Origin of the sequence: Streptomyces sp. NPDC091972 (assembly GCF_044756385.1) — a bacterium.
Classification (GTDB): domain Bacteria; phylum Actinomycetota; class Actinomycetes; order Streptomycetales; family Streptomycetaceae; genus Streptomyces.
The window spans coordinates 71,865-95,353 of record NZ_JBIVSV010000016.1 but is presented as its reverse complement, the minus strand read 5'-3'; the positions used below and the strand labels follow the sequence as shown (position 1 = coordinate 95,353).

The window sequence follows — 23,489 nt, the reverse complement described above, 5'->3', positions numbered from 1 at the left end:
TCCATCGTGGTGGCCGGACGCCGTCGTGTAGTCAGCCGCAGTCCTGGTTCCGGGGGCAGACTTCGGAGGGACCGAGCCGCTCGGTGTCATACCTGGGGATGACGGCGGCCCCTGATCAGAGGGGTGCGCGGAGAACAGGTGGAGCGTCCTCGTTCGGGCGGTGAAATTCCGTCATTCCGTATGCGTGGCCGGGTGCCCCGCGTAAGGCTATTGGCAAGTGCGGATGGCCTGTTCCATGGTCTGATGCACCCTCAGACGTCAATAAAATAAGACAACATCGGCTCGCCCGCCCACTGTTCGGGGGATGCGTCCCGATAGGCTCGGGACCTCAAACGCGGAGCCATGACCTGCCCGGATGGTGGAATGCAGACACGGCGAGCTTAAACCTCGCTGCCCCTTCGCGGGCGTGCCGGTTCAAGTCCGGCTCCGGGCACTTTCCCGCCCACGCGACGAGTACGCACGCGTGGGCCGGCGTCCTCTCGTCACCCTTCGTAAACGGTCAGTACGGCACCGTCGATCTCGATCCTGCGGCCGGCGCGCAGGCCGTCCCGGCGCAGGGTTCTCAGACAGGCGTGGAACAGGGGCAGCTCGGCCGTGTCCAGGACGGCGGCGGCCAGTTCCACGAGTTCGGTCATCGACTGGTCGGTCAGTACCTCGGGCAGCTCGCCGGAGAGCAGAACGACGGATTCTCCGGCGGGCCCACGGACCACGGCCGTGGTCGGCCCGCCATGCACGAACAACACATTCCCCCCTGGGAGCCCGGGGTCGTGCGGCTCTCGCTCCTCGGGCAGGAGGACGAGAGACTAGCGGGGCGGTGCGGCGCTTTCGGGCACAGTCGAATTCTTTTTTCCGACTCCACGGAAGAGTGAACATCCCCGATCGTGGACCGCCGTGACCCGACGTCCGCCCGGTCACTTCCGGGGCGGGCGGTGCGGGCACGGCCACGCACGCCGCCGCAGGCATCAGGGGCACGGGGAACTTCGCGACCGGTCCCCGCCGGCCCCGACTGGTCCGCAGTCGACCGACTACTGCTTGGGCGTGCGGTCCAGCAGGGACTCCACCAGCGCAGCGACATGGCGGCGGTCGTCGGCCGAGAGTTTCTGGACACTGGCGATCAGAAGGTCCACCTCGGGGTCGGCCTCGGCGTCCTGGCCCTGCGGGCTGCCGTACACGTGGATGCCGCAGGCCTCCGCGGCGGCGCGGCGGACGGTGTCCAACGGGAGTTCCAGTCCCTTGGACAGTCCCTCCAGCGTCGCCGACTGGGGCATGCGGACGACACGGTCGGTGGTCGCCAGGTGGTGGACGGTGGAGCGCGGGACGCCACCGCGGCGCGCCACGTCGCCGTAGGACCAGCCCTTGCGGTCCAGGCGCTCACGGATCAACTGCTGGAGTGCGTTGGCCACGGGTGGGTCACTTCCTGCTCGCCGCTCGGCTGAACCGTCCATGTCGGGGCCGATTCTACGGGCGGCCCCACCTGCCGCCGGAAGGGTGATTCCCCGAACGGGTTGCGCGGTGGCCCCGCGAGGCCCTAGTGTCCAATCTCGTTGGACAGTCCGTCCGACCAAGTCGGACAGAGTCCGGGGGGAACCTGACTCGGTCCGACCGGAAATGCCCATCCCTGAGGGGGAATTGATCATGATGGACGCTCACGAGCTCGAGGCCGAGTCCGCGGAACTGCTGCCGGGCCGCGAGGCCCTCGGTCGTCTGAAGTTCAGCTTCAACAAGACGACCAACGTCACCAAGCACATCGCCAACGTCGAGGCCCACAACTCGTCCATGGCCGTCAACGACCACTCCTTCGCCTCGGCCGCCGCCTCGCAGGCCGGCCAGAGCATCACGGTCACCCAGTAACACCCGCGCACCACCTCGAACCCGATCCACACCACCTGAAAGGACGTCCGTCATGAGCATGGACATGCACGAGCTGGAGACCGAGTCCGCCGAGCTGCTGCCGGGCCGGGAGGCCCTCGGCCGTCTGAAGTTCAGCTTCAACAAGACGACCAACGTCACCAAGCACATCGCCAACATCCAGGCGGACAACCAGTCCGCGGCGCTGAACGACCACTCCTCCTACTCGGTCGCCGAGTCGCAGGCCTCGCAGTCGATCACCGTCAAGCAGTAGCGCCGGTGTGACCACGGCCGTGGGGGGGGGGCGCCCCGCCCCCCCGGGGGGGGCCCCCCCCCCGCCCCCCCCGGGGGGGGGGGGGGGGGGCGGGGGGGGGGGCCCCAAATTACAGGTCTAGGAGGCCGGGCCCCCCCGCGGGACGCCCCCGGCCCCCCCCCCCCCCCGCCCCGCCCACCCCCCCCCCCGGGGGGGGGGGGGCCCCCGCGGGGGGGGGGGGGGGCCCCCCCCCCCGGGGGGGCCCCCCCCCCCCCACGGCCATGCAAGGGGGGAAACGGGGAGGACGTGGGGGGAGACCACATATGACAGTGCTCGGAGACGGGCCCCCGACGCTGTACGACCCGGGCCCGGTGCCCGGGCCGGGCGGCTGGCCGGTGACGTACGAGCAGGTGGCGACGGGCAGCCTGCCGGTCGTCGAACAGCGGCTCGTGCCGCGGCTCAGCGCGGGACTGCGACTGCACGGCGAGTACCAGGGATCGGGCTTCACCGAGCCCAAGTACATCGCCCGTCGGGGGGACGGGCAGGTCGTACAGCTCTCGCGGCTGCTGTACCTGGTGGCGTCCTCCGTCGACGGCGAACGCGACACCGAGTCCATCGCCCACCGGGTGAGCGCGCGCTTCGGCCGCGAGGTCAGCGGCGAGAACATCCGCTTCCTCGTGGAGAAGAAGCTCGAACCGCTCGGGGTCACGGTCCCCGAGGGGCAGGAGAGCGACGAGGTCGACGCACCCCGCTCCGACCTGCTGCTCGCCCTCAAGGGCCACCGGGTCATCTTCGACGAGCGGCGCACCGCCCGGATCGCCCGGCTGTTCGCCTGGCTGCACCGGCCGGTCGTGGTCACGTCGGTGCTGCTCGCGGCCGTGGCCATGGACGTATGGCTGTTCGGTTTCTTCGGGGCGATCGAGCCGGTCCTGGAGGTCCTCGACCAGCCGGTGCTGATCCTGATCGTCTTCGCCCTGACCGTGGCCTCGCTCGTCTTCCACGAGTTCGGCCACGCGTCCGCGTGCCGGTACGGGGGCGCCCGGCCCGGGTGCATCGGCTGCGGGATCTTCCTCATCTGGCCGTCGATGTACACGGATGTGACGGACGTGTACCGGATCGGACGCGGCGGCCGGATCAGGACAGATCTGGGCGGGGTCTACTTCAACGTGGTCTTCATGCTCGGCATGGCCGGGCTGTACTTCGCCACGGGGGAGCCCTTCTTCCTGGCCGCGGTGTACCTCGGGCACTTCGAGATCCTCGAACAGCTGATGCCGGCGGTACGCCTGGACGGCTACTACATCCTCGGTGACCTCGCCGGGGTCCCCGACCTCTACGGCAAGATCAAGCCGATCCTGCTCGGACTGGTGCCGGGCAGGAAGGGGCGGGCGGCCCGCAAGGAGGTCGCCGGGCTGAAGAAGTCGGCGCGGACCATCGTGGCCACGTGGGTGCTCACCATGGTGCCGCTGATCATCGGCGAGATGGGCTACGCGCTGTGGAACCTGCCGCGGATCATCGCCACGATGACCCGGTCCATGGTCGAGCAGTTCTCCGGCACCGGCGCGGCCTTCGCGGACGGCCAGGTCGTCGAGGGGCTCGTCGGGGTGCTGGGCTGTCTGATGCTGCTGATCCCCATGGGCGGTGTCGTCTACCTCTCCGTGAAGATCGGCGGACGACTCCTGCGGGCCGCGAAGCGGTCCACGGCGGGGCGGCCCCGGCTGCGGGTGGCGCTGTGCGCGGTGGTCTTGGCCGGACTGGCGGGGCTCAGCTACGCGTGGACGTCGGGGCTGACGCCCCAGCCGCTCCCGAAGAAGCCCCCGATCGCGCCGATCCTCCAGCCCGGCGTGTCGACGGAGGAGCCCCAGCCCCGGCAGGCCACCACTCCGGACGGCGACTCCTCGACCTCGGACGAGGACACCCCGGACGACCCGGCGGACCCGGGCTCCGGCGCGGTCGCGCCCACGGCGGCGGGCCGTTCCCCGGGCTCGGACGCGTCCTCGCCCGGCACGTCCTCCGGCGCCTCGGTGTCCTCGGCACCGGCGTCGTCGGCGACGGCCCGGGGTCCGGCCGGCGGGGATTCCTCCCGCGGGCCGGCCTCCCCGACGCAGGGCACGTCGGCGGGCCCGGAACCGTCGTCACCGGGCACGGGCCCCTCGGCCCCCGCCACGCCTCCGACTCCGTCGGAGAGCATCCCGGCGTCACCCACCGAGACGGCCTCCCCGCCACCGGCCAGCGGTTCGCCGGGGGCGTCCTGAGGGTCGGCCGTCCGCTTCCGGAGAGGGCGGGGCGCAGAGACGGCTGGACGGGGAGACGGCTGGACGGCGGGCGGTAGCGGGCGGAGGGGAGGTGAGGGCAGCGGCGGACCGTGGCCCTCACTGAGTCCTCCGGGTCCTCCGGGTCCTCCGGGTCCTCCGGGTCCACCGGGTGCACCGGGTTCTCGGTCCACCCGGTCCTCCCGTCCACGGCCGCCAGGCCGGCGCCGGACCCGCAGGTGATCCGTCGCACCACCCCGGCCCTCCTCCCAGCCTTCGTGCGCACCGAGGGCCCCCGTTCCGTGCGCACCCCGGGCCCTCCGCAGCCCGTCTCCGCCGCCCCCCACATCCGTACGCATCCATCCACCCAGGGAGATCCCTTGAACAGCCACCGAAAACCCCGTACCCCCAGCCCGCTCACCCGCCGTGCCGTCCGTGTGGGGCTGTTCGCCGCCGGTGTCGCCGGTGTGGCGACCGCCGTGCCGGCGCAGGCGGCCACCGGCGGGACCGCCGCCAAGGTCGCCGTCGCCTCGGACCATGTCTTCAGCCACGCCGACCGCCGCGACCACACCGAGGAGAAGGACTCGTTCACCATCCGGCAGTTCGGGAAGGTGAACGCCGCATCCGTGCGCAACCAGGCCAACGCCGTCTCGTCGGGCTGCACCGCCGACGACGCCTGCCGGTCGGTCGCGCTGTCCTTCCAGATCGTCACCGTGGCGGGCGAGCACACCCGCCTGAACGCGGTGAACCTCAGCGACGCCACCAACAAGAGCTGCACCGGCTGCCAGACCCTGGCCGGTGCCTACCAGTTCGTGGTGTCCACGCCCGCCCCGCTCACCCTCGACTCCGCCCACCGCCGACAGCTCGACGACATCCACCGCCGGCTGGACGCCCTGACCCGCTCCGACATCCCCGCGACCGACCTGCGCACGCGGGCGGACTCGCTCGCCGCCGAGGTCGACGCCGTCCTCAAGGACGCCGTGGCCCGCGCGCCGAAGGGCGACGCGCAGCAGGACGTCACCATGCGCCGCCACCTGGACGGCTGGCCCGGCCGCTGACCCGGCCGGCGGTCCGGCCCGCGGAAGCCACCGCGGGCCGGACCGCCGCGCGGAGACCGTTGACATCGGCAGACCCTCGGCGCAGACTCGGCACACTCAAGTGAAGAGAACTTCACTGTGCGAACGCAGTCGTCTCCGAAGGGAACGCCCGATGCGTACCACCGTCGGCATCATCGGAGCCGGCCCCGCCGGCCTCCTCCTCGCCCGGCTCCTCCACCGCGCCGGCATCGACTCGGTCGTCCTGGAGAGCCGCGACCGCGCCTACGTCGAGCAGCGCCAGCGCGCCGGGATCCTGGAGCAGGGCACGGTCGACGTGCTGCGCGCGGCCGGCGCCGGGGAGCGCATGGACCGCGAGGGACTCCCGCACGACGGCATCGAACTGCACTACGACAGGAAGCGCCACCGCGTCGACTTCCCCGCCCTCACCGGCGGCCGCTCCGTGATGGTCTACGCCCAGACCGAGGTCTGCAAGGACCTCATCGCGCTCCAGCTCCAGGACGGCGGCCCGCTGCTGTTCGAGGCGGAGGCCCTGGCCGTGGAGGGCGCCGACACCGACACCCCGCGCGTCCGCTTCCGGCACGAGGGCCGCGAGGACGTCCTGGAGTGCGCGTACGTGGTCGGCTGCGACGGCTTCTGGGGGGTGGCGCGCAAGGCGATCCCCGCCGAACTGACCCGGGTGTTCGAGCGGACGTACCCCTTCGCCTGGCTGGGCATCCTCGCCGACGTCCCGCCCTCGCACGACGAACTCGTCTACGCCCGCCACGACCGCGGCTTCGCCCTGCTGTCCATGCGCTCCCCGTCCGTCTCCCGCCTCTACCTCCAGGTCCCCACCGGCACGGTGGCGGAGAGCTGGGGCGACGAGGAGATCTGGGACGAGCTGGAGCGGCGCTTCGAGACGGACGACGACTGGAAGCTGGACCGGGGTCCGATCACCCAGAAGTCCGTCACCCCCATGCGCTCCCACGTCCACGAGCCCATGCGGTACGGGCGGCTCTTCCTGGCCGGCGACGCGGCGCACATCGTCCCGCCCACCGGCGCCAAGGGCCTCAACCTCGCCGTGGGGGACGTCGTGACCTTCGCGAGGGCACTGACGCACCTGAAGGAGACCGGTTCGGCCGAGCGCCTCGACGCCTACTCCGAGACCTGCCTGCGGCGGGTGTGGCAGGCCGAGCGGTTCTCCTACGACATGACGAGCCTGCTGCACCGGGCGCCCGACGCCACTCCCTTCGAGGACCGCATGCAGCTCGCCAGGCTGGAGCGGATCGCCGGATCGCGGGCCGCCGAGACCGATCTCGCCGAGGGGTACACCGGCTTCCCCTTCGGGTGAGGTCCCTCCGGCGCCGGGAATCAGGCGTGCGCGTAGCGTGTTGCGCAGGACATCGAGGGAAGATCCTCCCCAAGCACTAGGGTCATTCCTTTGCCTACCCATTACTCTTGAGGCAAGGCCCACACACGGTGGCCATGGAGGAGTGAAATGAGGAGCAGCAACCCGGTCTTCTCGCGACGGGGGTTCAGCCGCGACAACGGCTACGCGGGCTTCAACACCGCGCCGCAGGCCGGGGGCGCAGCCGTAGGCACGCAGGCCAGCCCCTACGCGCAGCCGCAGGGCAACCCGTACGCGACCAACCCCTATGCCCAGCAGCAGGGCGCGCCGCCGCAGGCCCCGGTGACCACCGGCCGGATGACGATGGACGACGTCGTCATGCGCACCGGCACCACCCTCGGCATACTGATCGTCACGGCCGCCCTCGCCTGGGCGCTGCTGCCCGTCGACGACGCCAACATCGGCCGCTCGTACGGCATCGGCATCGGCGCCGCGCTGATCGGCATGGTCCTGGCGCTCGTGCAGTCCTTCAAGCGCACGGCCTCGCCCGCGCTGATCGTGTCGTACGCCGCGTTCGAGGGCGTGTTCCTCGGCGTGGTCTCCAGCGTCGTCGACAACCGCATCGCGAGCGGCGCGGCCATGCAGGCCGTGATCGGCACCCTGGCGGTCTTCGCCGCGGTGCTGGTGGCGTACAAGGCCGGCTGGATCCGCGTCAACCGCCGGTTCTACGGCTTCGTGATGGCGGCCGCGCTCGGCTTCCTGCTGCTGATGGTCGTCAACATGCTGTTCGCCGTCTTCGGCGGCGGTGACGGTCTCGGCTTCCGCAGCGGCGGCCTCGGCATCCTGTTCGGCGTCATCGGCGTCCTGCTCGGCGCGTGCTTCCTCGCCCTCGACTTCAAGCAGGTCGAGGACGGCATCGCCTACGGCGCGCCGAAGGAGGAGGCCTGGCTGGCGGCCTTCGGTCTCACGCTGACGCTGGTGTGGATCTACATGGAGTTCCTGCGGCTCGTCGCGATCCTCAACAGCAACGACTAGCAGTCACGCGGAAGGTGAAAGGGCCCCGGGTTCCCACCCGGGGCCCTTTCCCGTGTGCGCGGCTAGAAGTACCTGCGCGCGGCCCTCCTCAGGTCGTACTCGTGGATGATCGCCTTGGCGTGGCCGTACGCGAGGTTGTGTTCGTGGCGGAGCCAGCTCACCTTCTCCTCGAAGCGGAAGAGGGCCGGGCCTTCGTCGACGGTGCGGAGCCAGTCGGACACTTCACGACCGGTGCAGTGGGGAATGCGGGCGAGCATGTTGCGGTGGGTCTCCTCGGAGAGGACGTGGGACATCGGCGCCTCCGGACGCAAAGGGGATGTAAGCCGGTCCTTCAGGTCACCGTGCCTGAGCGTTCGCCTGTTGGCAACAGTCCCGGTGGGACGCGTACGGTTGCCCGGTGGCTGATACTTCGCGTCTGACCCGGGCTGTGGACCACTTCGCCGACCGTCTGCGGGCCGCGCCGCAGAGCCGGCTGCAACGGGGCGCGGCCGCCGAGGCGCTGGGACTGGCCCGCGAGTTCGCCCGCCGGACGCAGGTCCTGGAGGAGCCGGGAACCCCGCTACGCGAGATGCCGGACGCGGGCATGTTCGCCGCCGCCGACCAAATCACCGTGGCCGTGCAGGACTTGGCCCTCGTCCTGACGGACGAGGGCCAAGTGGAGGAAGCGCTGGAGCTGGTGGCGCAGGCCCAGCGGCGGGCCGGCGTGTGATTCCCGCCGGGACGCCTACAGGGACGCTATGACCCGGTCGGCCAGGATGTAGACGTTCTCCTCGCCGCACGCGAACGTCAGCGTGTACGCGCCCGAGACGCCCGAGCCGCCCAGCAGGACCGGGGTCTCGCCCGCGCGCAGCGCGGCCGCCAGGCGTTCGGCCGTCTCGCGGTGGCCCGGGGTCATGCACAGGGTCGTGCCGTCCGCGAAGACGTAGACGTCGAGGGTGCCGAGGGGACCCGGGCGGACGTCGGCCAGTTCGGTGCCGGACGCGGCCAGTTCCTCCAGCGTGGCCACCGTGCGCTCATGGTCGCCCACGGCGGGTGAGCCGACCGGCACGAAGTCCGGGTGGGAGGGGTGGCGGCGGCGGGCCGCGGCCAGTTCCGGGCTGTCGCCGGCGAACTCATCGGCCTCGGCCGAGGGCTCCGAGACCGGCTCCAGCGGCTCCAGGCCCACGAAATCGGCCTGCCGGGGCAGGAACAGCTCGCTGTCGGGCAGGCCGAGCAGCGAGGGCGCGTCGGAGGCGTCACGGGACTCCTGGGCGGCCCAGAAGGCCCGCGCCTCGGCGAGCTCGCGCTCGCGTTCCTCGGCGAGGGCCTCGGCCACGGCGGCGCGTATCTCGTCGACGTCAGCGGCGGGACGAGCGGCCGGCACGAGACCCCGCGCGGGCGTGGTGGTGTTCCTGGCGAGCTCGGTGTGCAGGGCGGCGACCTGTCGGCGCAGCACCAAGAGGGTGCGCAGGACGGCGACGCCCACGGCGCCCGTGGCGGCCGTGGTGACCAGCAAGGCGATCGGCATGGCGCTCACTGACGTACTCCCGGTTCAAAGTCGACCCCCGACTTCCTACATCAGCTTGAAGGGCGGACTATCCCGCTGTCAGTGCGTAACGTCACGAATCGGACAGGACTTTGGGTCCGGGGGTTGGTGGTGAAACGGCCCTGAGCTGCACAGATCCCTCTGCGAAGGGAGATAGGTCACATCCTGGGGGAGATTGGATCACAAATCGGCCCAGAACCTTGGAGTTTCGCCGGTTCTGGGCCAAAGAGTGACGCTGGGTTCCCGTGCGGACACGGAGAGTTGAGGCTAGCTCAGGCGCTCGATGACCATCGCCATGCCCTGACCGCCGCCCACGCACATGGTCTCCAGACCGAACTGCTTGTCGTGGAACTGGAGGGAGTTGATGAGCGTGCCGGTGATGCGGGCGCCGGTCATGCCGAAGGGGTGGCCGACGGCGATGGCACCGCCGTTGACGTTCAGCTTCTCCAGCGGGATGTTCAGGTCGCGGTAGGAGGGGATCACCTGGGCGGCGAACGCCTCGTTGATCTCGACCAGGTCGATGTCGTCGATCGTGAGACCGGCGCGGCGCAGCGCCTGGTTGGAGGCGTCCACCGGGCCGAGACCCATGATCTCGGGGGACAGGCCGGAGACGCCGGTCGACACGATGCGGGCGAGCGGGGTCAGGCCGAGCTCGCGCGCCTTGGTGTCGGACATGATCACGACCGCGGCGGCACCGTCGTTGAGGGGGCAGCAGTTGCCGGCGGTGACCAGGCCGTCGGGGCGGAAGACCGGCTTCAGGCCCTGGACGCCCTCCAGGGTGACTCCGGCGCGGGGGCCGTCGTCCTTGCTGACCACGGTGCCGTCGGGGAGCGTGACCGGGGTGATCTCGCGCTCCCAGAAGCCGCTCTTGATGGCTTCCTCGGCGAGGTTCTGCGAGCGGACGCCGAACTCGTCCATGTCCTGGCGGGTGACGCCCTTGAGACGGGCCAGGTTCTCGGCGGTCTGGCCCATCGCGATGTACGGGTCGGGGAGCAGGCCGTCCTCGCGCGGGTCGTGCCAGGTCGAGCCCTCGGAGGCGGCGGTGGCCGCGGTGCGGGCCTGGGCCTCGGCGAAGATCGGGTTGGTGGTGTCCGGGAGGCCGTCCGAGCTGCCCTTGGCGTAGCGGGAGACCATCTCGACACCGGCCGAGATGAAGACGTCGCCCTCGCCGGCCTTGATGGCGTGCAGGGCCATGCGGCTGGTCTGGAGCGAGGAGGAGCAGTAACGGGTGATCGTGCAGCCCGGCAGGTGGTCCATGCCCATCTGCACGGCCACGATGCGGCCCAGGTTGTAGCCCTGCTCGCCGCCGGGCAGGCCACAGCCGAGCATCAGGTCGTCGATGTCGCGCGGGTCCAGCTCGGGGATCTTGGCGAGAGCGGCCTGGATGATCGTGGCGGTGAGGTCGTCGGGGCGCAGGTCCTTGAGCGAGCCCTTGACGGCGCGGCCGATGGGGGAGCGGGCGGTCGAGACGATCACGGCTTCGGGCATCACGGCTCCATGGGCGTACGGGGGTTTCTTCCGACTGGGCTCCTTGGGAAGTTACCCGTACGTATGGCCTGGGTCACGGGGGCGGCGGTGTGACCTATGTCTAAGCGCTTGCTTGGGCCTGCGGCGGCTGAGCCGACACGGCCGCGGGCCGGTGGGGGTGCGATTCCTGGGAGCTGCGTCCCCAGACCCCCATCCGTCCCCAGACCCCCATCGGCCCGAAGGGCCTCGTCCTCAGACGCCGGACGGGCTGGAATCGCCTGGACCGGCATTCACCGCAGGATTCGGTTCCGTCGCCCGGACCCGCTGCCTCCGCCTGCGCTTGAGCAGGGCCCAGGGTCCCGTCGGGCCCGTCGGCATCGCCGCCGCGACCTCCGTGCCCGCCTCCGAGGCGGCCTCCGCCGCGGCGCGGGCCACCGGCAGGAAGCCCTCGCGGCGGGAGACGTCCGGGCGGTCCTCGTCGGCCGGCCACAGGCCCAGGGCCGCGCACACCGTCGGCAGCACCGCCATCGCCGCGGTCGCGTAGCCCTCCGCCGAGGGGTGGTAGTTGTCGGGGCCGAACAGCTCGCGCGGGTTCGCCTCGAACTCCGGGCCCAGCAGGTCGCCCAGCGACACCGTACGGCCGCCCTGCTCCACCGCGCCGATCGTCTGCGCGGCGGCCAGCTGGCGCGAGGCCCGGCGTGCCAGCCACCGCAGCGGCTGCTGGACCGGCTCGATCGTGCCCAGGTCGGGACAGGTGCCGACGACGACCTCGGCACCGGCCGTGCGCAGCCGCCGTACCGCCGAGGAGAGGTGGCGCACCGACCGCGTGGCCGGCATCCGGTGGGTGACGTCGTTCGCGCCGATCATGATCACGCAGATGTCGGGGACCGGCTCGGGGTCCGCCAGCGTCAGCGCCACCTGGCGGTCCAGGTCGTCCGAGGTGGCCCCGGGGAGGGCGACGTTGCGGAGTTCCACCGGGCGTTCCGCCACCGCCGCCAGCCCGGACGCCAGCAGCGCACCCGGTGTCTGGCCCGCCCGGTGCACCCCCTGCCCGGCGGCCGTGGAGTCGCCCAGCATCGTCAGACGCAGGGGCGGCTCGCCCGCGGCCGCGTACACATGGCCGTACCGGCCCTCGGCCTGCGGGACGTGCGGCGCCGTGCCGTTGCCCACCTGCCGTCTGGCCAGCCGCACCTCCGCCAGCAGCAGACCCATGGCCGCCGCGCCGACCAGACCGATCCCGCCGCCGCCGTACGCCGCGCCGGCCGCGATCCGCCTGGCCGTCCTCGCCCTCGACATGCTCGTCATACGTCGCCGCCACCTCCGTCGTACCCGCTACACCCACTCCTTGCCCCGCACGGACCGTGGCCCAATCCCAACGGGGAGTGAACGACCGTCATGGCGCCCGAACAGGCCATAGGCTGGCTGGACCACTAGGACCACTTCTTTTGCAAGCATCCGGAGACAACGGTGCAATTCCACGACTCGATGATCAGCCTCGTCGGCAACACCCCGCTGGTGAGGCTCAACAGCGTGACCAAGGGCATCAAGGCGACCGTCCTGGCCAAGGTCGAGTACTTCAACCCCGGCGGCTCCGTGAAGGACCGCATCGCCCTGCGCATGATCGAGGCGGCGGAGGAGAGCGGGGCGCTGAAGCCCGGGGGCACGATCGTCGAGCCGACCAGCGGCAACACCGGGGTGGGGCTCGCCATCGTGGCGCAGCAGAAGGGGTACAAGTGCATCTTCGTGTGCCCCGACAAGGTGTCCACGGACAAGATCAACGTGCTGCGGGCGTACGGCGCCGAGGTCGTGGTCTGCCCGACCGCCGTCGACCCGGAGCACCCGGACTCGTACTACAACGTCTCCGACCGGCTGGTGCGCGAGACGCCCGGCGCGTGGAAGCCCGACCAGTACTCCAACCCCAACAACCCGCTCTCCCACTATCACTCCACCGGCCCCGAGCTGTGGGAGCAGACGGAGGGGAGGATCACCCACTTCGTGGCGGGCGTGGGCACGGGCGGGACCATCTCCGGCACCGGCCGGTACCTGAAGGACGCCAGCGACGGCAAGGTCAAGGTCATCGGCGCCGACCCGGAGGGCTCGGTCTACTCCGGCGGCTCCGGCCGCCCCTACCTGGTCGAGGGCGTCGGTGAGGACTTCTGGCCGACCGCCTACGACCGGACCGTCGCCGACGAGATCGTCGCCGTCTCCGACAAGGACTCCTTCCAGATGACCCGCCGCCTCGCCAAGGAGGAGGGCCTGCTGGTGGGCGGCTCCTGCGGCATGGCGGTCGTCGCGGCCCTGCGGGTCGCCGAACGCCTGGACGAGAACGGCGTCGTGGTGGTCCTGCTCCCGGACAGCGGACGCGGCTACCTCTCGAAGATCTTCAACGACGAGTGGATGGCCGACTACGGCTTCCTGGAGGACGAGGGCCCCAGCGCCCGCGTCGCCGACGTCCTCAGCGACAAGGTGCACGGCGCCATCCCCTCCCTCGTCCACATGCACCCGGACGAGACGGTCGGCGAGGCCATCGAGGTCCTGCGGGAGTACGGCGTCTCGCAGATGCCGATCGTCAAGCCGGGCGCGGGTCACCCGGACGTGATGGCCGCGGAGGTCGTCGGCTCGGTCGTCGAACGCGAGCTGCTCGACGCCCTGTTCGCCAAGCGGGCCTCGCTGGAGGACCCGCTGGAGAAGCACATGTCGGCCCCGCTGCCCCAGGTCGGCTCCGGCGAACCGGTCGGCGACCTGATGTCGGTCCTCGGCGCGGCGGACGCGGCGATCGTCCTCGTGGAGGGCAAGCCCACCGGGGTCATCAGCCGCCAGGACCTGCTGGCCTTCCTCGCCAAGGGCGGGAAGTGACGGCAAACGTCCGGTGAACACCGGGTGCCGGCGCCGGACTTGCGGTTTCCTACCGAAAGGGTGGACTTCGCGGAACTGGTACGAGGGCGTCACGTCCGCGCAGCACACGCTTAACACGCGTCCGGCACATTGGTGGATGTCGGCAGGGCGGGAGCGGCTCCCCGCCCCGGCCGGCGCCGAACGTCCAAGGACCTCCGGAGCGGCTCCCGGACCTCCATGGACGCCGGACGTGAGACCTGGCCTGACCCGGTCGACGTCCCTCGCGGGGACCGCCGTCGTCCCGCCCCCCGTTCACGGGGGTGCGGCGGTCCCCGCGATATCCCTTTTCCCGGGCGGTCTCAGCGGGCGGGGCTCGATGCCCAGCTGCCCAGCAGGGCCAGCCGCTCCTCCGTCTCCGACCCCGGTTCCGGGGTGTAGACGAGCAGGCTCTGGTCGCCGTCCCCCGGGATGGTGAGGGTCTCGTACGGGAAGACGAGCAGGCCCGCCACCGGGTGCTGGAGCCGCTTCACCCCGTAGGCGCACTCCTTGACCTGGTGGTCGGCCCACAGGCGGCGGAAGTCCTCGCTCTTGAGGGAGAGTTCACCGACCAGCGAGGTCAGTTCGCGGTCCTCCTGGTGGTGGGCCGCCAGGATGCGCAGATGGGCCACGCTCTGGGCGGCCACCGCCGGCCACTCCGGGTAGAAGTCACGGGCGGCGGGGTCGAGGAAGACGTACCGCGGGATGCTGCGTGCCTCGTCCGTCGCACGGCTGTAGCCGAACACCGCGTCGGCCACCGGGTTCCAGGCCAGGACGGTCATCCGGCGGTCCAGGACGAAGGCCGGGCTGCGGTCCATGGCGTCGATCATGAGCTGGACGGCCGGGCGGACGCGGGGCCGGTCCGGACGCCGGGCCTGTCTGCGGGGACGGGCCACCGCGTGGAGGTACGCGCGTTCGGTCTCGTCCAGGCGCAGCACGCGCGCGACGGCGTCCAGGACGGCGTCGGACACTCCGCCGGACTTGGTCCGGGAGGGGCCGCCGGGTCCTCTGCCCTGCTCCAGCCGGATGTAGTAGTCGACGCTCACTCCGGCCAACTGCGCCACCTCCTCCCGGCGCAGACCGGGCACGCGGCGCCGCCCGTGCGAGGGCAGCCCCACCTCCTCGGGCCGGATGCGGGCGCGGCGCGAGCGCAGGAAATCTCCGAGGTCCCCGTCCATGGGTTCGATCGTAGGCGAGGCGGCGGGTGCCGAACCTGGTACTGGCAGACCCAGGAAAAGCGCATCCCTGGGTAGGGCGGCCCGGACGCCGCAGGGTGGTGGACGAGGCCGGGGAGTCGCCCCGGCCCGCATCGCACCGAGGAGCACATCGATGTCGTACGAGAATCTGGCCGGACGTACCGCCGTCGTCACCGGGGCGGCGAGCGGCATCGGCGAGGCCACGGCCGTCCTGCTGGCCGAGCGGGGGGCGCGGGTCGCGCTGCTCGCCCGGCGCGGGGAGCGGCTGGAGGCGGTCGCCGGGAAGATCCGGGCCGAGGGCGGACAGGCGCTGGCGGTGGTCGCCGACGTCACCGACGACGCGTCCGTGGCCGCCGCCGTGGAGAGCGTCCACGCGGCTTACGGGAACGTCGACCTGGTCGTGAACAACGCGGGCGTGATGCTGCCGAACCCGATCGCGGACGCCCGCGTCGACGAGTGGCAGCGGATGATCGACACCAATGTCACCGGAGTCCTGCGCGTCATCGGCGCCCTCGCCGGCGACCTGAACGCGGCGGCCGCGCAGGGGCGCAGCGCGGACCTGGTGAACGTCTCGTCCATCGGCGCGCACATCACCGGCTTCACCAACTACGCCGTGTACGGGGCGACGAAGGCCGCGGTCACCCATCTGTCGGCACTGCTGAGGAACGAGTTCGGGCCGCAGGGCGTGCGGGTCACCAACATCGAGCCGGGGCTGACGGAGTCCGAACTGGCCACGCACATCGAGAACGACGGGCTGCGGGAGCAGGTCGGCGGGATGGCCGAGGCGATGGGCACACTGGCGGCCGCGGAAGTCGCCGACCTCGTCGCCTACGTCACCAGCCGGCCCCGGCACGTCAACCTGCGCCAGGTCATGGTGCTGCCGACCGGGCAGGTGTGAGCGCCGGGTCAGGCCTCCCAGTCGCCGCTCTGGGAGGACGGCTTCGCGCGCCGGCCGCGGAAGAGGTCCGGGTTGACGCGCAGGGCCTGGAAGGCGTTGACGCCGACGATGCCGACCCAGGAGACCAGCAGGCCGGGCAGGTGGCCGATGCCGCCGCCGATCGCGGAGAGCGGGATGGCCAGCACCAGGGAGACGATCCCGAAGCCGAAGCGCTCGCCGAAGGAGTCGGTGGGCTTCGGGGAGCGGGCTCCGCGGGCCGTCACCATCTGCTGCTCCGCGAGCTGCCGGCGCAGGCGGCGGTCCACGGCACCGTCGATCCGCTGGTCGACCTTCTCCAGGAACGAGTCGACCAGCGCGGACTCGTACTCCTCGCCCAGTTCCCTGCGGGCCTGCAAGGTGGCGTCGAGTTCCTTCTTGAGCTCGGGGTCCCGCGCATCCATTCCGGTCATGGGATCCACGCTAGGCAGCGGGAACGCACCCTGCACTGGGGTTAGCCCCCCTGTTGCTGCGGGGGTCCGTCGCAGGGCGCCGCACCGCATCATGAGACGTCTCTTGCCCGGCTGCATAGCGGCATGCAGAGTTCTCGTGAGTTGAATATGTTGGCAACGGTTCGGTGTCCGTGTGAGGGGAGCTTGGGCGTGATGTCGTCTCGGATCATGGACGCGCCGGATCCCGTCACCGCCGGGCACACCGGTCTGGTGGTCCTCGACGGGATCGGGCTCGGTGTTGCGGACGTCGTCCGCCTCGCCGACGGGAGCGCGCGAGCCGTGCCCGGGACCGACGCGATGAAGCGGGTGACGGAGTCCTGGGACGCCGCCCGGCAGATCGCCGCGACCGGCCGCGTCTACGGCCGCTCGACCGGGGTCGGCGCGAACCGGAACGAGGACGTGCCCACCGAGGCGGCGGCCGAGCACGGTCTGCGGCTGCTGCGCAGCCACGCCGGCGCGATCGGCGCGGAACTGCCCGCCCGGCAGGTCCGCGCGATGCTCGCGATACGGGCCAACCAGCTCCTGGCGGGCGGCGCGGGACTGCGGCCCACCGTCGTCACGGCCCTGTGCGAGGCCCTGGAGAGCGGCGCTCACCCGGTCGTCAACGAGTTCGGCTCGGTGGGGACGGGCGACATCGCGGCGCTGGCCCAGGCGGGACTGGCACTGGCGGGGGAGCATCCCTGGCGGGGGCCCGACGACGCCGGGGTGCGCTCCGGCGTGGCCGCCCCCGAGCCCCAGCCCCTCGACAACAACGACGCGCTCGCCTTCATCAGCAGCAACGCCCTCACGCTCGGGCAGGCCGCCCTCGCCCTGCACGAACTGCGCGGGCTGGTCGAGGCCACGCAGGTCGTCGGGGCGCTGTCACTGCTGGCCGTGGACGGGTCGCACGAGGCGTACGCCGCTCCCGTGCACGCGGCCCGCCCGCACCGCGGCTCCGCCGAAGTGGCGCGGCGGATGCGGGAGTTGATCGGGGCGGAGGACCGGCCCACCCCGCCCCTCGGAAGGATCCAGGACCCGTACGGCTTCCGCTGCCTGCCCCAGATCCACGGACCCGCCCAGGACGCCGCCGACGCCCTGGAGGAGGTCCTCACGATCGAGATCAACGCGGCCGCCGAGAACCCCCTCATCTCCCCCGAGGACATGGCCGCCTACCACCACGGCGGCTTCTACCAGGCCCAACTCGCCCTCGCGCTGGACCACTTCAGGCTCGCCCTCACCCAGGTCGCCCGGCTGTCCACGTCCCGGCTCTCCACGCTCAACGAGCCCGCCTTCACCCGCCTCAGACCCTTCCTCGCCGACCACGAGCCCGCCTCCTCCGGCGTGATGATCCTGGAGTACGCCGCCGGAGCCGCCCTCGGCGACCTGCGGGCCTTCTCCGCGCCCGCCTCGCTCGGCCACGCTGTACTCTCCCGGGGCGTCGAGGAACAGGCCAGCTTCGCCTCGCTCGCCGCCCGTCAGACACTGCGCGCGTGCGGCGCGTACCGTCTCGTCGTCGGCTGCGAACTCGTCGCCGCCGTCCGGGCGCTGCGCCAGCGCGACCTCCGGCCCGACCCCGGGCTCCCGGTGGGCCGTGCGCTGGAACTCGCCGAGGCGGTGCTGGCGGCGGACCCGGCCGACCGGCCGCTCACGGGCGACGTGACGGCCGCGGCCGCGCTGCTCGACCGGTTCACGGACATCTGGAGGGGGAGCGAGGCATGAGCGACATGGGCGTGGCGGGTGGGGCGGACACTCCCGCGGGACGGCTTCAGACACTGTTCGAGGGGCACCGGCTCACACCGACCCAGCGGCGCATCGCGCACAGCATGGTGCGGCGCGCCGCCGACGTGCCGTTCCTGTCCAGCGTCGAGCTCGCCGAGCTGGCCGGGGTCAGCCAGCCCTCCGTCACCCGCTTCGCCGTCGCCCTCGGCTTCGACGGCTACCCCGCCCTGCGCCGGCACCTGCGGGAGGTCGCGCCCGCCGAGCAGACGGCCGCCTCCGCGTCGTACAACGAGTACCAGCAGGCCGTCGAGGCGGAGATCGAGAACCTCAGGCACCTGGCGGAGGCCCTCGCCGACCCGCGCCCGGTGCAGAAGGCGGGCCGGCTGCTCGCCGCCTCCCGCCCGCTGCCGGTGCTCGGGCTGCGGGCCGCGGCCTCCCAGGCGTACGGCTTCGCCTACTTCGCCGCCAAGGTCCATCCGGACGTACGGCTGCTCCACGAGGGCGGCACGATGATCCAGGACCGGATCGACGCCGCCGTCCGCGCGGGCGCCTCCACCCTGCTGTGCTTCGCGCTGCCCCGGCACCCCCGCGAGGTCGTCGACACCCTCGCCTACGCCAGGCAGGCGGGCCTGAGCGTCGTCACGGTCGCCGACTCCGCCTTCGCCCCGGTGGCCAAGGTCTCCGACCTGCTGCTGCCCGCCGCCGTCGGCACCGGCCTCGCCTTCGACACCGCCTGCGCGCCGATGCTGCTCGGCCGGGTGCTCCTCGAGGCGATGTGCGACGACCTGCCGGACGCGCAGGCCCGCCTGGAGGAGTTCGACGCGCGGGCCGCGGCCCGCGGACTCTTCGTGGAGTAGGGCGCTTTTTTCAGACTGGTCTCACATTCGCCCGCTACCCTCCCCGACCGGCAGGACAGTGCCAGGACGACAAGGAGGCGGGACGTGGCACGCGCAGATCGCAGGGCTCAGGGGCTGGCTCGGGTGGCCGTCGTGGTGCGCGCAGGGGCCGCACCCCTGTGGTGGCTCGGGGTGTTCGCGGCGGGCGTCGGACTGCTGATCCCGGGGCTGACCGGGCGCCGGATCGGGGTGATGGCGGGCGCGGCGCTGTTCGTCGTGGCGGTCGCCGTGGTGGCGTACGGCCGCCGCCGGCGCTACCGGACGCTGGGGCGGGCCGCCGCACGCGCGGGAAAGCACGACGTGCTCCAGGACCGGGCGGTCAGTGTGCGCAACTGGCGCCGCGGGCACCGCTGGTGGCTGCTGCTGGCCTGGCTGGTCGCGCTGCTGAGTTCGTTCGCGGTGCCCGTCGCGGGCGGCATGCTGCTCGCCGGGTGCGCTGTCGGCCTGTGGCTGAAGGCCGCCTGGCTCGGGCGGCTGGAGCGGGCCGAGGACGTGCTGCTGTGGGTGCGGGTCGACTGGCTCGCCGGGAACGGCGGACGCCCGGCCGGCAAGGCGGTCAAGGCGTACCGCAGCACGGGTGTCGCGGCGGGCGACGCGGCCCCGGGAGGAGCGCGCCGCCGCACCGCGGCACTGGTCTAGGACCCGTTCAGGGCCGGTCGGGCCCGGAGGGGTCCGGTCACACCTCCAGGTCGTTCTCGATCTGCCTGAGCTGGTGGCGGGCCATCGCGAGGTTGGACCGCTTGGCGTCCAGGACCAGGTAGAGGAAGAGGCCGTTGCCCCCGCGTCCGCTGATCAGGCGGATCAGGTGGTACTGGTCGGACAGGGTGATCAGGATGTCCTCGATCTGGGCCTTGAGGCCGAGGTGCTCCATCGTGCGCATCTTCGCGCGGACCACGTCGGTGTTGCCGGCGGCGGCCACGTTCAGGTCGAAGCCCTTGCTGCCGCCCATGGTGCCGAGCGCCATGCCGCTGGTGTAATCGACGAGCGCCACGCCGGTGGCGCCCTCGATGGAGGCGAGGGCCTCCTTGAGCGCGGTTTCGGTGTTGGCCATGACTGTGTCTCCTCGGTTGTCTAACTTTCGGTGGTGGTGCGGGCCGCCGTCGGTGCGGTGGCCGCGGCGCGGGAGTCCACGGGCTTCGCCCGGGACGTGCGGGCCGCTCTGGCACGGGCCGGAGCGGGCTTCGCGGGCGCCTTCGTGATGGCTTCGGTGGGCTCGGTGACCGCGCTGTCGACGAGCTCCGCTATCCGGGCGCCCGCCCGACGGCCCTCCAGATGGAGGCGGCCGACGTTCACCCGGTCCTGTGCGAGCAGCGTGACGACGGCCCCGGCGCCCGCCGCGTACGTGGCGACGTAGCCGTACACGCCCCGCACGAGCAGTTCGCGCAGGTCCCCCTGGCCGGTCTCGTCGGCGAGCTGGGCGGCGAGCGCCCGGGTGGTGCCGGTGAGCGCGGCCACGGTCTGCGGATCGACGCCGGGGGTGTCCTGGGCCAGGACGAGACCGTCGGTGTCGGCCGCGAGGGCGCCGGTGAGCTGGGGCACCCGGGCTCTGAGCCGGCGCAGCTCCTCCAGGATCGCGTCCTGAACCGCTGCCATCAGGTCTCTCCTCTCGGCGCGGGTCCGCTGCCGTTCAAAGGGCCTCCAGCGCATCCCTGAGCCTCTTCAGCAAGGTGATGTGGGGATCGACCGGCTCGACGGGGAGACCGGCGCCCGGCGGACCGGGCACGGGCAGCGGCTCGGGCTCGGTGAACGACGGCGGCGGGCAGGGCGAGACCACCCCGGCCGCCACCAGCCGCCGTACGTCCACCAGGGTGTGGAAGGCCGGGCGGCCCAGCTCGCGGGCGATCTCCGACGCCGTGCGGACGCCGTCCACGCGGGCCAGCACCGCCTGCCGCCGGGCCGGGAGGGACGGGGCCGCGGGACGGTGCTCCCGGGTCAGCGGCACCTCGTCGGGCAGGGCGTCCGGCCAGATGCGGTGCAGCAGGTCCCGGCGGCGCAGGGTCTCGCGCTCCAGGTCGGCGACCGGCACGGGGCGCGGGACGCCGGGCGTGCCCTCGGGTTCCCGGGACGACAGGCCGCCGGGTTCGTCGGGGCCGTCCTCGCCGCCGTAGCGGAAGCGGCCCGGGGTGCTGCTCGGGGCGAGGGCGAAGTACGCCGCGTCGTACAGCGCGGTCAGCCGGCACATCTCCAGGGCGCCGGGGGTGAGCAGCCCGCCCGCGACCAGCCGGCGGCCCGCCCGGTGCACGGCCTCGGCGCCGGTGAGGCGGCGGGCCCCGGTGCCGGCGCTCCCGGTGCTCGCGACGCTCTCGGCCAGGGCCTGCCGCCAGACGTCGGCGTCCAGCGTGCCGTGGGCGGCGAGGAGGACGTCGGCGCCGGGAGCGGCCGGGCTCTCGGCGTGCACCACCTGGCCGTCGGCCAGGTGCAGGGTGCCGCGCTCGCGCACCAGGACGCCGGTGGCCCGCTCGGCGGCCAGCCGGGTCAGCATCGGCGAGACTCCGCCCCAGCCGCGGCCCAGGGCGGCCGCCTTGTCGCGCACCGGCAGCCGGGGCGGCGGGGTGGCGGGCGTGGTGCGCACCGTCGTCATCCGAGCTCCAGCCGTCCGGCCATCTCACCGAGCCGGATCCGGGCCAGCGCGAGGTTGCCCTCCGCGCGGGTCAGCCACAGGTGCAGGAAGACGCTGCTGTCGAAGGACGTCGGCACGAACCGCAGCACGTGGTAGCTGTCCCGGTTGCTGAGGATGAGGTCCTCGACCGGCGGCTCGGTCCCGTCCCCCGCGGACCCTGCCGATGAGCCGCCGAGGCCGCCGGCGCCCCCGGCCGCTTCGGAGCCCGCGGAGGCGAAGGCGCGCTGCTCGGCGGCGAGCCGGGCGAGCTCGGCCGCCTCCGCGGCGGCCGCCTCCTGGTCGCCGCCGGGGGATTCCCCCACGGCACCCAGGGCCAGCCCGCTCGTCCAGTCGACCAGGGCGGCCCCTCGCGCGCCCGGCAGTCGCATGGCTTCCAGCAGGCACTCGTCGATTCCCTGCACCGTGGCTCCCCTCCCGCCTGGGGTTCGGCTGAGTGACGCCGAAACTACGCAACGTGTGCGCGAGGAGTGAGGGATCTGGCATTTTCCGGTGGAACATGCTCCGAGTGGCTAGAGTGGGTCAACTTGCCTTGTTCACGGGCACATTGATCGACGGATGCGCCGGGGCGTGTCAACGGCTCCCAGGTGTGCGCAGGGTGGTGAGCGCACCGGCGTGCGCCCCTCCGGATTCGGCCACGATCGAGGCGAGCGTCTGGGGGTCCCGCACGGTGGCGAAGCGGACGCCCCCGGCCGGGTCGGGGGCGAAACCGTAGATGCCCGGCCGGGCCAGCGAGTTGTAGGCGTAGTGGTGCGCGAAGTAGTACGCGCCGGTGTCCAGCGCCGCCGCGTAGTCGCCCTGGTCGAGCCGCGGCAGCGTGCGCCCCTCGGCGAGCAGGTCGCCCGAGAAGCAGGCCGGACCCGCCACGTCCTGCACCTCCTCGGGCCCGCTCTTGGGCCGTCCCTTGCCGTCGTACACCGCGATCCGCAGCGGCCACGACTCCGGTGCGTACACCGTCCGCGTCGCCACCTGCACGCCCGCGTGCGTCACCGCGACCCGCCGCCCGCCCGCCGTCTTGGCGTACTCCACCCGGGCCACGACGGTGCCGTGCTTGGCCAGCAGCGACCGGCCGAACTCGGTGACCAGCCCGTACCGCCCGTCGAACAGCCCCGGCACCGCCTCCCTGAGCGCCCGCGCGTACGCGCTGTACGTCGGTGTCGTCGCGTCCGAGGCGAAGTTCACCGGCAGCCCGCCGCCGATGTCGATCGTGTCGATCTGCGGCCGCCCGATGCGCCGGTTGATCTCCTCGGCCAGCGCGTAGGTCTCCGCGACCCCCTGGGTCATCAGGGAGAGCGGGATGCCCTGCGAGCCGGTGTGGGCGTGCAGCCGGGAGAGCCAGGGCCGGTCGAGGTAGGCGCGCACCACCCACTCGCGCGCCCCCTCGTCCCGCAGCGCCACCCCGAACTTCGAGGTCGCCGTGGCCGTGGAGGTCGCCCCGATGGTGCCGCCGCCGACCTGCGGGTTGACCCGGATGCCGAGCGGGGAGCGGCTCACGGCCGACCGCATGAGGCCGTCCAGGCGGTCCAGCTCCTGCGGGTTGTCCGCGTTGACGGCGATCCCCAGCGCCAGCGCCTCCCTGAGCTCGGCCGGGGTCTTGGCGGGCGAGTCCAGGACCGTCATGGCCGGCGACAGGCCCGCCGCCCGCGCCAGCGCGAGTTCGCCCGGGCTCGCCACCTCCGCGCCGATGCCCTCCTCGCGCAGCAGCCGCAGCACCGGTACCAGCGGGCTCGCCTTCACCGCGAAGGCGTGCAGCACCGGCGTGCCCGGCGCGGTGACCTCGTCGAAGGCCGCGCGGAGCTCCGCCGCCGACTCCCGGATGCCGGTGGCGTCGAGCAGCCCCACGATGGGGGAGTCCGGCCCCAGCAGGCCCTGCTCCACGGCCGCGCGCACCGCCTCGTCCCGGCGGGCGGCCCGCTCCTCGCCGGTGTTGCCGTACTCGTCCACCACGTCTGCCGTCCCGTCCTCGTTCGCGTCTCGCATGTCCAGCGAAACATTCCTGCCCTGTGGAGGCTGACGCGAGAACGTATTGACTAGTTCTATTCAGGAAGCCAAGATGTGAATATCGA

At 72.4% G+C, this 23,489-nt stretch carries 25 protein-coding genes and 1 tRNA gene; 13 read left to right on the top strand and 13 right to left on the bottom strand.

Annotation, left to right across the window (positions count from 1 at the left end; translation table 11 throughout):
• Positions 1-349 precede the first annotated feature (349 nt).
• A tRNA-Leu gene (locus ACIQJT_RS36175) sits at positions 350-433 on the top strand.
• A gap of 49 nt (positions 434-482) precedes the next feature.
• Here the strand turns inward: ACIQJT_RS36175 and ACIQJT_RS36170 are convergent.
• Both ACIQJT_RS36170 and ACIQJT_RS36165 read right to left on the bottom strand, forming a co-directional pair.
• Positions 483-743, bottom strand: a complete 261-nt coding sequence (locus ACIQJT_RS36170; RefSeq protein ID WP_365451806.1) for a hypothetical protein — start codon at positions 741-743, stop codon at positions 483-485.
• Between the two features lie 282 nt (positions 744-1,025).
• Complete coding sequence (locus ACIQJT_RS36165) at positions 1,026-1,403, bottom strand: helix-turn-helix transcriptional regulator (protein WP_365451804.1); 378 nt, start codon at positions 1,401-1,403, stop codon at positions 1,026-1,028.
• Between the two features lie 232 nt (positions 1,404-1,635).
• On the opposite strand from ACIQJT_RS36165, the gene ACIQJT_RS36160 reads away from it, so the two are divergent.
• The 6 genes from ACIQJT_RS36160 to ACIQJT_RS36135 all read left to right on the top strand — a co-directional run bounded on the left by ACIQJT_RS36160 (position 1,636) and on the right by ACIQJT_RS36135 (position 7,767).
• Entirely contained in the window at positions 1,636-1,851 is a 216-nt protein-coding gene (locus ACIQJT_RS36160; RefSeq protein WP_234358534.1) for a hypothetical protein, read from the top strand.
• A gap of 52 nt (positions 1,852-1,903) precedes the next feature.
• The gene (locus tag ACIQJT_RS36155; protein ID WP_053848216.1) at positions 1,904-2,122 is read left to right on the top strand and encodes a hypothetical protein; all 219 of its coding nucleotides are present in this window, start codon (positions 1,904-1,906) and stop codon (positions 2,120-2,122) included.
• 302 nt (positions 2,123-2,424) lie between these two features.
• The gene (locus tag ACIQJT_RS36150) at positions 2,425-4,353 is read left to right on the top strand and encodes a hypothetical protein (RefSeq protein WP_402649968.1); all 1,929 of its coding nucleotides are present in this window, start codon (positions 2,425-2,427) and stop codon (positions 4,351-4,353) included.
• Between the two features lie 377 nt (positions 4,354-4,730).
• Positions 4,731-5,408 carry a hypothetical protein gene (locus tag ACIQJT_RS36145; protein WP_402649967.1) on the top strand — a complete coding sequence of 226 codons (678 nt, stop codon included), beginning with the start codon at positions 4,731-4,733 and terminating at the stop codon, positions 5,406-5,408.
• A gap of 151 nt (positions 5,409-5,559) precedes the next feature.
• On the top strand, positions 5,560-6,735 hold the full coding sequence (locus ACIQJT_RS36140) for a 4-hydroxybenzoate 3-monooxygenase (protein WP_402649966.1): 1,176 nt from the start codon (positions 5,560-5,562) through the stop codon (positions 6,733-6,735).
• Positions 6,736-6,882: 147 nt separating this feature from the next.
• Positions 6,883-7,767 carry a Bax inhibitor-1/YccA family protein gene (locus ACIQJT_RS36135; protein WP_402649965.1) on the top strand — a complete coding sequence of 295 codons (885 nt, stop codon included), beginning with the start codon at positions 6,883-6,885 and terminating at the stop codon, positions 7,765-7,767.
• 62 nt (positions 7,768-7,829) lie between these two features.
• Here ACIQJT_RS36135 and ACIQJT_RS36130 read toward each other — a convergent pair whose 3' ends face one another.
• Positions 7,830-8,060, bottom strand: a complete 231-nt coding sequence (locus tag ACIQJT_RS36130; RefSeq protein WP_020120819.1) for a DUF4287 domain-containing protein — start codon at positions 8,058-8,060, stop codon at positions 7,830-7,832.
• 104 nt (positions 8,061-8,164) lie between these two features.
• Here ACIQJT_RS36130 and ACIQJT_RS36125 point away from each other — a divergent pair, with 104 nt between their 5' ends.
• Positions 8,165-8,476 (top strand): hypothetical protein, encoded by a 312-nt coding sequence (locus ACIQJT_RS36125; protein WP_402649964.1) that lies wholly within the window; start codon positions 8,165-8,167, stop codon positions 8,474-8,476.
• Between the two features lie 15 nt (positions 8,477-8,491).
• On the opposite strand, the gene ACIQJT_RS36120 is transcribed toward ACIQJT_RS36125, so the two are convergent.
• From ACIQJT_RS36120 to ACIQJT_RS36110, 3 genes are all read right to left on the bottom strand, one after another.
• A complete protein-coding gene (locus ACIQJT_RS36120) occupies positions 8,492-9,274 on the bottom strand; it encodes a hypothetical protein (protein ID WP_365452546.1) in 783 nt (260 codons plus the stop codon).
• Positions 9,275-9,559: 285 nt separating this feature from the next.
• The gene (locus ACIQJT_RS36115; protein WP_402649963.1) at positions 9,560-10,780 is read right to left on the bottom strand and encodes an acetyl-CoA C-acetyltransferase; all 1,221 of its coding nucleotides are present in this window, start codon (positions 10,778-10,780) and stop codon (positions 9,560-9,562) included.
• 231 nt (positions 10,781-11,011) lie between these two features.
• Positions 11,012-12,064, bottom strand: a complete 1,053-nt coding sequence (locus tag ACIQJT_RS36110; protein WP_365451790.1) for an SGNH/GDSL hydrolase family protein — start codon at positions 12,062-12,064, stop codon at positions 11,012-11,014.
• A gap of 162 nt (positions 12,065-12,226) precedes the next feature.
• On the opposite strand from ACIQJT_RS36110, the gene ACIQJT_RS36105 reads away from it, so the two are divergent.
• A complete protein-coding gene (locus tag ACIQJT_RS36105) occupies positions 12,227-13,615 on the top strand; it encodes a cystathionine beta-synthase (protein WP_053852639.1) in 1,389 nt (462 codons plus the stop codon).
• Between the two features lie 338 nt (positions 13,616-13,953).
• On the opposite strand, the gene ACIQJT_RS36100 is transcribed toward ACIQJT_RS36105, so the two are convergent.
• Positions 13,954-14,808, bottom strand: a complete 855-nt coding sequence (locus tag ACIQJT_RS36100; protein WP_402649962.1) for a helix-turn-helix transcriptional regulator — start codon at positions 14,806-14,808, stop codon at positions 13,954-13,956.
• A 151-nt stretch (positions 14,809-14,959) separates the two neighbouring features.
• On the opposite strand from ACIQJT_RS36100, the gene ACIQJT_RS36095 reads away from it, so the two are divergent.
• A complete protein-coding gene (locus ACIQJT_RS36095) occupies positions 14,960-15,724 on the top strand; it encodes an SDR family oxidoreductase (protein WP_402649961.1) in 765 nt (254 codons plus the stop codon).
• A gap of 8 nt (positions 15,725-15,732) precedes the next feature.
• Here ACIQJT_RS36095 and ACIQJT_RS36090 read toward each other — a convergent pair whose 3' ends face one another.
• Positions 15,733-16,164, bottom strand: coding sequence for a hypothetical protein (locus ACIQJT_RS36090; RefSeq protein WP_402650020.1), 432 nt, complete (start codon positions 16,162-16,164; stop codon positions 15,733-15,735).
• 201 nt (positions 16,165-16,365) lie between these two features.
• On the opposite strand from ACIQJT_RS36090, the gene ACIQJT_RS36085 reads away from it, so the two are divergent.
• The 3 genes from ACIQJT_RS36085 to ACIQJT_RS36075 all read left to right on the top strand — a co-directional run bounded on the left by ACIQJT_RS36085 (position 16,366) and on the right by ACIQJT_RS36075 (position 19,445).
• A complete protein-coding gene (locus tag ACIQJT_RS36085) occupies positions 16,366-17,910 on the top strand; it encodes an aromatic amino acid ammonia-lyase (protein ID WP_402649960.1) in 1,545 nt (514 codons plus the stop codon).
• Positions 17,911-17,915: 5 nt separating this feature from the next.
• Positions 17,916-18,767 carry a MurR/RpiR family transcriptional regulator gene (locus ACIQJT_RS36080; protein ID WP_402650019.1) on the top strand — a complete coding sequence of 284 codons (852 nt, stop codon included), beginning with the start codon at positions 17,916-17,918 and terminating at the stop codon, positions 18,765-18,767.
• Positions 18,768-18,851: 84 nt separating this feature from the next.
• The gene (locus tag ACIQJT_RS36075; protein WP_402649959.1) at positions 18,852-19,445 is read left to right on the top strand and encodes a hypothetical protein; all 594 of its coding nucleotides are present in this window, start codon (positions 18,852-18,854) and stop codon (positions 19,443-19,445) included.
• Positions 19,446-19,482: 37 nt separating this feature from the next.
• On the opposite strand, the gene ACIQJT_RS36070 is transcribed toward ACIQJT_RS36075, so the two are convergent.
• From ACIQJT_RS36070 to ACIQJT_RS36050, 5 genes are all read right to left on the bottom strand, one after another.
• Positions 19,483-19,857 (bottom strand): hypothetical protein, encoded by a 375-nt coding sequence (locus ACIQJT_RS36070; RefSeq protein WP_365451780.1) that lies wholly within the window; start codon positions 19,855-19,857, stop codon positions 19,483-19,485.
• Positions 19,858-19,877: 20 nt separating this feature from the next.
• A complete protein-coding gene (locus ACIQJT_RS36065; protein WP_402649958.1) occupies positions 19,878-20,399 on the bottom strand; it encodes a roadblock/LC7 domain-containing protein in 522 nt (173 codons plus the stop codon).
• A 34-nt stretch (positions 20,400-20,433) separates the two neighbouring features.
• On the bottom strand, positions 20,434-21,387 hold the full coding sequence (locus ACIQJT_RS36060) for a hypothetical protein (RefSeq protein WP_402649957.1): 954 nt from the start codon (positions 21,385-21,387) through the stop codon (positions 20,434-20,436).
• A complete protein-coding gene (locus tag ACIQJT_RS36055) occupies positions 21,384-21,827 on the bottom strand; it encodes a hypothetical protein (protein WP_402649956.1) in 444 nt (147 codons plus the stop codon). Before ACIQJT_RS36055 ends, ACIQJT_RS36060 begins: the two co-directional genes overlap by 4 nt.
• Before the next feature lie 169 nt (positions 21,828-21,996).
• Positions 21,997-23,403: a diaminopimelate decarboxylase gene (locus tag ACIQJT_RS36050; RefSeq protein WP_402649955.1), complete on the bottom strand. Its 1,407-nt coding sequence runs from the start codon at positions 23,401-23,403 to the stop codon at positions 21,997-21,999.
• Positions 23,404-23,489 lie beyond the last annotated feature (86 nt).

Coding starts and splice junctions, on each gene's coding strand:
- ACIQJT_RS36160 (WP_234358534.1), top strand. CDS start 1,636: ATGATGGACGCTCACGAGCTCGAGGCCGAGTCCGCGGAACTGCTGCCG.
- ACIQJT_RS36155 (WP_053848216.1), top strand. CDS start 1,904: ATGAGCATGGACATGCACGAGCTGGAGACCGAGTCCGCCGAGCTGCTG.
- ACIQJT_RS36150 (WP_402649968.1), top strand. CDS start 2,425: ATGACAGTGCTCGGAGACGGGCCCCCGACGCTGTACGACCCGGGCCCG.
- ACIQJT_RS36140 (WP_402649966.1), top strand. CDS start 5,560: ATGCGTACCACCGTCGGCATCATCGGAGCCGGCCCCGCCGGCCTCCTC.
- ACIQJT_RS36135 (WP_402649965.1), top strand. CDS start 6,883: ATGAGGAGCAGCAACCCGGTCTTCTCGCGACGGGGGTTCAGCCGCGAC.
- ACIQJT_RS36130 (WP_020120819.1), bottom strand. CDS start 8,060: ATGTCCCACGTCCTCTCCGAGGAGACCCACCGCAACATGCTCGCCCGC.
- ACIQJT_RS36120 (WP_365452546.1), bottom strand. CDS start 9,274: ATGCCGATCGCCTTGCTGGTCACCACGGCCGCCACGGGCGCCGTGGGC.
- ACIQJT_RS36115 (WP_402649963.1), bottom strand. CDS start 10,780: ATGCCCGAAGCCGTGATCGTCTCGACCGCCCGCTCCCCCATCGGCCGC.
- ACIQJT_RS36110 (WP_365451790.1), bottom strand. CDS start 12,064: ATGACGAGCATGTCGAGGGCGAGGACGGCCAGGCGGATCGCGGCCGGC.
- ACIQJT_RS36100 (WP_402649962.1), bottom strand. CDS start 14,808: ATGGACGGGGACCTCGGAGATTTCCTGCGCTCGCGCCGCGCCCGCATC.
- ACIQJT_RS36095 (WP_402649961.1), top strand. CDS start 14,960: ATGTCGTACGAGAATCTGGCCGGACGTACCGCCGTCGTCACCGGGGCG.
- ACIQJT_RS36090 (WP_402650020.1), bottom strand. CDS start 16,164: ATGGATGCGCGGGACCCCGAGCTCAAGAAGGAACTCGACGCCACCTTG.
- ACIQJT_RS36085 (WP_402649960.1), top strand. CDS start 16,366: ATGTCGTCTCGGATCATGGACGCGCCGGATCCCGTCACCGCCGGGCAC.
- ACIQJT_RS36080 (WP_402650019.1), top strand. CDS start 17,916: ATGGGCGTGGCGGGTGGGGCGGACACTCCCGCGGGACGGCTTCAGACA.
- ACIQJT_RS36070 (WP_365451780.1), bottom strand. CDS start 19,857: ATGGCCAACACCGAAACCGCGCTCAAGGAGGCCCTCGCCTCCATCGAG.
- ACIQJT_RS36065 (WP_402649958.1), bottom strand. CDS start 20,399: ATGGCAGCGGTTCAGGACGCGATCCTGGAGGAGCTGCGCCGGCTCAGA.
- ACIQJT_RS36060 (WP_402649957.1), bottom strand. CDS start 21,387: ATGACGACGGTGCGCACCACGCCCGCCACCCCGCCGCCCCGGCTGCCG.
- ACIQJT_RS36050 (WP_402649955.1), bottom strand. CDS start 23,403: ATGCGAGACGCGAACGAGGACGGGACGGCAGACGTGGTGGACGAGTAC.